The organism is Enterovibrio calviensis DSM 14347 (genome assembly GCF_000621165.1).
Lineage (GTDB): Bacteria > Pseudomonadota > Gammaproteobacteria > Enterobacterales > Vibrionaceae > Enterovibrio > Enterovibrio calviensis.
On record NZ_JHZA01000022.1, the window covers coordinates 70,256 to 77,172 of the forward strand.

At 48.8% G+C, this 6,917-nt stretch carries 5 protein-coding genes; 3 read left to right on the plus strand and 2 right to left on the minus strand.

From position 1 onward, the window contains the following. Positions 1-123: 123 nt before the first annotated feature. Positions 124-1,287: an acetyl-CoA C-acyltransferase FadA gene (fadA, locus tag Q365_RS0116905; RefSeq protein ID WP_028024455.1), complete on the minus strand. Its 1,164-nt coding sequence runs from the start codon at positions 1,285-1,287 to the stop codon at positions 124-126. Between the two features lie 32 nt (positions 1,288-1,319). Then, positions 1,320-3,485: a fatty acid oxidation complex subunit alpha FadB gene (fadB, locus tag Q365_RS0116910; RefSeq protein WP_028024456.1), complete on the minus strand. Its 2,166-nt coding sequence runs from the start codon at positions 3,483-3,485 to the stop codon at positions 1,320-1,322. Positions 3,486-3,745: 260 nt separating this feature from the next. Here fadB and Q365_RS0116915 point away from each other — a divergent pair, with 260 nt between their 5' ends. From Q365_RS0116915 to hemG, 3 genes are read left to right on the plus strand one after another with little or no spacing between them, the layout of a single operon-like run. Further along, the gene (locus Q365_RS0116915) at positions 3,746-4,372 is read left to right on the plus strand and encodes a YigZ family protein (protein WP_028024457.1); all 627 of its coding nucleotides are present in this window, start codon (positions 3,746-3,748) and stop codon (positions 4,370-4,372) included. Positions 4,373-4,415: 43 nt separating this feature from the next. Beyond that, positions 4,416-5,873: a TrkH family potassium uptake protein gene (locus Q365_RS0116920; RefSeq protein ID WP_028024458.1), complete on the plus strand. Its 1,458-nt coding sequence runs from the start codon at positions 4,416-4,418 to the stop codon at positions 5,871-5,873. A 30-nt stretch (positions 5,874-5,903) separates the two neighbouring features. Next, positions 5,904-6,428 carry a menaquinone-dependent protoporphyrinogen IX dehydrogenase gene (gene hemG, locus Q365_RS0116925; protein ID WP_028024459.1) on the plus strand — a complete coding sequence of 175 codons (525 nt, stop codon included), beginning with the start codon at positions 5,904-5,906 and terminating at the stop codon, positions 6,426-6,428. Positions 6,429-6,917: the final 489 nt, after the last annotated feature.

The following is a 6,917-nucleotide window of genomic DNA, read 5'->3' on the forward strand; positions in this document are numbered from 1 at the left end:
TTATGAAAATAATGAAACTAACTCATTTTATCTATGCAGTTTACGCATGAATTGTCGCTGACGGGTAAAATGGAAAAAGCCGGGCAATGAGCCCGGCTTGATAAGGTTAGGAGAGCAGCGGAATTAGACGCGTTCGAAAACGGTCGCAATACCCTGACCCAAACCGATACACATGGTCGCTAGGCCCAATTCGACATCATTGTGTTCCATCAGATTGATAAGCGTAGTCGATATACGTGCCCCTGAGCAGCCAAGCGGGTGACCGAGTGCGATGGCACCGCCATTGAGGTTCACTTTCTCATCGACTTTATCCAAGAGACCAAGGTCTTTGGCACATGGCAATGATTGCGCGGCAAAGGCTTCATTGAGTTCAACCATACCAATGTCGTCAATGGTGACGCCCGCACGCTTAAGTGCTTTCTGGCTTGCTGGTACCGGGCCGTACCCCATGATCGATGGGTCGCAACCTGCTACCGCCATCGAGCGGATACGCGCGCGAATCGGTAGCCCTAAGGCTTTGGCTTTGTCTTCGCTCATCACGAGCATGGCTGATGCGCCATCTGACAGGGCGGACGAGGTACCTGCAGTGACCGTGCCATTGGCGGGATCAAACACAGGACGTAAACCTGACAAGGTTTCAACCGTGGTTTCCGGACGAATCACTTCGTCATTCTCTACCAGTATCAATCCACCTTTTCCATCATGACCTTCGGTTGGCATTATTTCGTTTTTGAATCGACCTTCGAGTGTGGCGGCATAAGCGCGTCGATGAGAGCGTGCTGCAAACTCGTCTTGCTGCTCACGGCTAATCCCGTGAATGCGCCCGAGCATCTCTGCGGTTAAGCCCATCATGCCCGCAGCTTTTGCGACGGACTTTGACATGCCAGGGTGGAAATCGACACCGTGGGTCATAGGCACATGGCCCATGTGCTCTACACCACCAATCAAGCAAACATCTGCATCACCCACTTTGATGGCGCGTGTTGCATCATGCAATGCCTGCATCGACGAACCACACAAACGATTCACCGTGGTTGCGGCTACTGAATGAGGAATACCAGCCAGTAGGGCTGCGTTACGAGCAATATTGAAACCTTGCTCGAGGGTTTGCTGCACACAACCCCAATAGATATCTTCAATGTCTGTAGGATCGAGCTGCGGATTACGTACTAATAGTGAACGCATCAAATGAGCCGATAAATCTTCGGCGCGAACATTGCGGAAAGCACCGCCTTTGGATCGGCCCATTGGGGTTCGAATACAATCGACAATCACAACGTTTTTCATGGTTTTTCCCTCTTAATCTATATCCGTGTTGGTTAGGCTGACTGTCGTTGGGCATCGAAATACCCTTCGCCTTTCGTTGCTTTCTCGCGAAGGCCTTGTGGAACTTCGTAGGCTGGGCCAAGGTTGGCCAGTTTATCTGCGATCGCAACGTAGTTTTGTAGCCCAAGGGTGTCTAGGTAGCGGAACACGCCACCACGGAATGGAGGGAAGCCAAGGCCATATACCAGCGCCATATCTGCTTCTTGAGGTGTGGCGATGATGCCTTCTTCTAAACAGCGAACCACTTCGTTGATCATCGGTACCATCATGCGGTTGATGATCTCTTCGTCGCTGAAGCTTGTGTCGCTGCCAACCACTGATGAGAGAAGCGGCGCGACATCGGCATCGACGTCTTTTTTAGGCTTACCTTTTCGGTCAATCGAGTATTTATAGAAACCCACACCGTTTTTTTGACCGTAACGATTCTGCTCGAACATCACGTCAACGCCATCGCGATAGTCTTTTGCCATGCGAGTTGGGAAACCTTCGGCCATGACAGCTTGTGCGTGATGAGCCGTATCAATACCGACAACATCAAGCAGGTAGGCTGGGCCCATCGGCCAGCCGAATTTCTTCTCCATCACTTTATCTATCTTGGTGAAGTCAGCGCCATCACGCAGTAATAAGCTAAAGCCTGCGAAATACGGGAACAGAACTCGGTTGACGAAGAAGCCCGGGCAATCATTCACGACCACAGGGCTTTTGCCCATTTTGGCTGCGTAAGCGACGACGCGAGAGATCGTTTCGTCTGAAGTATCTTTACCGCGAATCACTTCAACCAATGGCATGCGATGCACTGGGTTGAAGAAGTGCATGCCACAGAAGTTTTCTGGGCGCTTGAGCGATTTGGCCAGTAAATCGATAGGAATGGTGGAGGTGTTAGACGTTAGAACAGCATCTTCGCTGATCAAGCCTTCGACCTCGCTCAAGACAGCGGCTTTGATTTTTGGATTCTCTACGACGGCTTCAACAATCACATCGGCTTGTTCGATGCCTGCGTAATGTAAGCTAGGCGTAATAGAGGCTAGTACTTCGGCCATCTTGGCGCCTTTGATACGCCCGCGTTCGAGTTGCTTGTTGAGTAATTTAGACGCTTCTTTCATGCCCATTTCTAATGACGCTTGGCTGATGTCTTTCATCAAAACGGGCACGCCACGGCTTGCGGATTGGTAAGCAATGCCACCACCCATGATGCCAGCACCTAATACGGCTGCATGTAGGGTGTCTTTGCCTTCTTTCGCAGCCTTCTTCGCTTTGGATTTTAGGTACTGATCGTTAAGGAACAGGCCAACCAATGCTTGAGTGACGGGGCCTTTAACGAGTTTGACGAAATGCTTACTTTCAATCAGCAGTGCTTCGTCGCGATGTGAGCGAGACGCCTCTTCAATGGCGATGACCGCTGCCATAGGTGCTGGATAGTGCTTGCCTGCCACTTGCGCTACCATGCCTTTGGCCATGGTGAAGCTCATGGTTGCTTCCATTTTGTTGAGTTGAAGCGGCGCTTTTTTCTGTGAACGACGCTGCTGCCAATTCAATTTGCCATCAATCGCTTGTTGAGCAAGGGCAAGTGCAGCATCGCGTAGGTCGTCTGGTGCAGTGACGGCATCGACAAGGCCAAGTTTCAATGCGGCCTCAGCTTTGCTTTCTTTACCTGCTGTAATTAGCTCCATCGCAGTATCCGCGCCAATCAGACGTGGCATGCGAACGGTCCCGCCAAATCCGGGGATAATGCCTAGCTTGGTTTCCGGTAAACCGATACGCGCGGTGGTATCGGCGATTCTAAAGTCTGTGGAGAGGATGCATTCACAACCACCACCAAGTGCGAAACCAGAGATGACGGAAATAGTCGGGAATGGGAGGTCTTCAATGCGAGAGAAAACAGCGTTCGCATCGGCAATCCACTGAGCTAGCTCTTCTTCTGGGCTCGAAAACATATCCAGAAACTCAGTGATATCTGCACCGACAACGAATGTTGATTTCGCTGATGTGAGCAGCAGTGCGCGAATATCAGTTTTTAATTCGAGTGCGTCGAGTGCTTCTGCCAAGCTTTTGAGCGTTGCACGATCGAATTTATTGACGGAACCTGGTGCGTCGAGGTTAAGTTCCGCAAGGCCATCTTCCAGATAGCGTACGGACAGAGTGTCACCTTGGTAAATCATGTTCTATCTCCGTATTGCCAGCTCTGCGTCTGGTATTTGGTTTACCGTTAAGTAGGGTTTCGATCTGGTAAGACCAGCTTTCACTAGTCTGAGCCGCACCAACCGAAAAGGCAAACAAAATGTTAAACGATTGTTTGAATTCTGTGTTTGATCTACTTCTCATCTAGCGTGAGAGGGTATGCTGGCGGACAAAAGCCGATCTCCATATGGAACACTTACTGTGCTAATATCCGGCGCCTTTTCAATCATAGGTCTTTGAAATGAATATCGCCCCTTATCTGATCCCTGTCATCGATGTGGTGTCAGAAGAGGAAATAAAAAAAAGCCGCTTTATTACTTATTTGGCACACACGCCGAGTATAGAAAGTGCAAAATCCTTTGTCGCAGAGATAAAAGCGAAGCATCACGATGCTCGTCATAACTGCTGGGCGTTTGTGGCAGGTCGCCCAGAGGATTCAATGAGCTGGGGTTTTAGTGATGATGGCGAACCATCAGGCACGGCAGGTAAACCTATTCTGGCTCAGCTCACAGGTTCGGGTGTTGGAGAGCTCACTGCGGTCGTAACACGCTACTATGGTGGCATCCGACTCGGAACGGGTGGGTTGGTCAAAGCTTATGGTGGCGGGGTTCAACAAGCGCTCACCAAACTGACAACAATTGAAAAGGCAATTACGGTCCAGTTCACACTAAGCTGTGAATACCCTCACATTGCCTTGATAGAATCTATATTGGCATCCCATAGTGCGGTTCAGGTTAATACTGAATTCAGCCATAATGTGTTGATGACAGTGGAAGTGGATGCACGGAGTGCCGATCAGATGGCGAGTGAAATTGTAAACCGTACTCGCGGTCAGGTAAGTGTGGCCGGGCTAAATGATAACTTATGATTCAGGCTTTCACCTGAAGACAAGGATTGAGCCCTCTTAGGCTATGCAGTTTCGTTCAATTATCCGTATCGTCGGGCTTCTCCTGGCACTATTTAGTATCACCATGCTGGCTCCAGCAGTGGTGGCTTTCATTTATCGTGATGGTGAAGGTTTTCCTTTCGTTCTAACCTTCTTCCTTTTGCTTGCTGGTGGCGGTTCTCTGTGGTTTCCGAACCGGCAATATCGGCATGAGCTCAAAGCGCGAGATGGCTTCCTGATCGTTGTTTTATTTTGGACCGTTATCGGAAGCGCGGGCTCAATACCATTTATGCTCTCTGAACAGCCCAATATGTCAGTGACTGATGCCTTTTTTGAATCCTTTTCTGGCCTGACGACAACTGGGGCAACCGTTATTGTTGGGCTAGATGACTTGCCGAAAGCTGTTCTATTTTATCGCCAACTTCTGCAGTGGTTCGGCGGCATGGGGATCATTGTGTTGGCTGTCGCCATTCTGCCTGTATTGGGTATCGGTGGTATGCAGCTCTATCGTGCTGAAATTCCTGGGCCAGTAAAAGATAGCAAGATGACGCCGCGAATCGCGGAAACGGCCAAAGCGCTTTGGTATATCTATCTTGCACTGACGGTGTCTTGCGCGGCTGCTTATTGGGTGGCGGGGATGTCGGTGTTTGATGCGATAAGCCACAGTTTCTCAACGGTCGCGATTGGCGGGTTTTCAACCCATGATGCCAGCATTGGTTATTTCAATAGCCCAGCGATTAACTTCATCACCGTTTTCTTCCTCTTTATATCAGCGTGTAACTTCTCGCTGCACTTTGCTGCGTTTGCGAGTGGAAAGCTCCATCCGGGTTTCTACTTTAAAGATCCTGAGTTTCGCGCCTTCATTGTTATTCAAATTATTCTTCTGGCGATCGTATTCGGCATGCTGTTAGACCACGGCACGTATGACTCAGAATTTGAAGCTTTCAACCAAGCACTGTTCCAAACCGTATCTATATCGACAACAGCAGGCTATACCACGACGAGTTTCTCTGAATGGCCGTTGTTCTTACCTGTTTTGCTTCTTTTCTCTTCCTTTATAGGAGGGTGTGCAGGATCGACGGGTGGCGGGATGAAGGTGATTCGCATCTTACTGCTGTCACTTCAAGGTTCTCGCGAATTGAAACGCCTTGTTCACCCGCGAGCGGTATACACCATCAAAGTGGGTAATAAAGCACTACCACAGCAGGTGGTTGATGCGGTATGGGGGTTTTTCTCTGCATACGCGTTGGTGTTTGTCCTTTGTATGCTTGCACTCATCGCAACAGGCATGGATGAATTGACTGCATTTTCTGCCGTAGCAGCAACCTTGAACAACCTTGGTCCAGGCCTTGGGGAAGTGGCTGTTCACTTTGGTGATGTGAACAGCAGTGCCAAATGGGTGCTGATTCTTTCCATGCTCTTTGGTCGACTAGAGATATTCACATTGCTTGTCCTCTTTACTCCCACATTTTGGCGAAGCTAACAGGATTGTTAGCACGCAATAGGTATGACTATGAAAAAGGCTCTTCTTCTTTACTCTAGCCGTGAAGGACAGACCGTAAAAATCCTGCGTTTTATTGAGAAAGAATTAGCGGAGATATACCAGTGTGAACTGGTGGACTTGCATGAGACCCCAAAGGTCGACTTTACGCTATATGACAAAGTCATCATTGGTGCGTCTGTTCGATATGGACATCTGAATAAGAAACTATACCAATTCATAGAAAAGAACCTTTCTGAGCTGAAAGCGGGGAAAGTTGCATTTTTCTGTGTGAACCTCACGGCACGTAAACCTGGTAAAGATACGCCTGAAGGCAGTGTATATGTGCAGAAGTTTCTGAAACTCTCTCCTTGGCAGCCAGAGCTTATGGATGTTTTTGCTGGCGCGTTGTATTACCCGCGTTACCGCTTCTTTGATCGCGTCATGATCCAGTTCATTATGAAGATGACTGGCGGTGAAACAGACGCTAGTAAAGAGGTGGAGTACACGAACTGGGAGCGTGTAAAAGCGTTTTCAGCACGATTTGGTGCATTTTAACAGCGTTTCGGGTGAAATTTGTTCGAACGACTCGTTTTGTGTAGAAAACTCCGAAAAAGCCCTTGCCAAGATCTCAAAGCTCTCTATAATGCCGCCTCACTGACACGGAGAGCGGCACATCATTCAAGTGTTACTCACCCAATCAGTACGGCGAAAACGGCTTTAAACTTGTTTGAAAATAAACGCTTGACGTTAACGACTCAATCAGTAGAATGCCCGCCTGCTTCAACGGAAAAGCCCAGTGCTTATCGCGGTTGAAGGGAGTCAACAAGACGTTTTGAAGGTTGCGAAAGCAACGTTGAAAAATCTCAAAATTTCTTCTTGACTTCATCGCCTGGCAGCGTAGAATTCGCAGCCCTGACGATGAGAAGCAAGCGCTTCTAGAGTCAACGTTCTTTAACAATTTGACCTATACAATCTGTGTGGGCACTCGTACTTGATAGACATAAGATTTATCAATGAACTGAGTGACCCAAGATGGTTGAGCTT

What these genes read in the sequence shown, in the direction of transcription:
- Q365_RS0116920 (WP_028024458.1), top strand. Translation starts at nt 4,416, where the DNA reads ATGCAGTTTCGTTCAATTATCCGTATCGTCGGGCTTCTCCTGGCACTA.
- fadA (WP_028024455.1), bottom strand. Translation starts at nt 1,287, where the DNA reads ATGAAAAACGTTGTGATTGTCGATTGTATTCGAACCCCAATGGGCCGA.
- Q365_RS0116915 (WP_028024457.1), top strand. Translation starts at nt 3,746, where the DNA reads ATGAATATCGCCCCTTATCTGATCCCTGTCATCGATGTGGTGTCAGAA.
- fadB (WP_028024456.1), bottom strand. Translation starts at nt 3,485, where the DNA reads ATGATTTACCAAGGTGACACTCTGTCCGTACGCTATCTGGAAGATGGC.
- hemG (WP_028024459.1), top strand. Translation starts at nt 5,904, where the DNA reads ATGAAAAAGGCTCTTCTTCTTTACTCTAGCCGTGAAGGACAGACCGTA.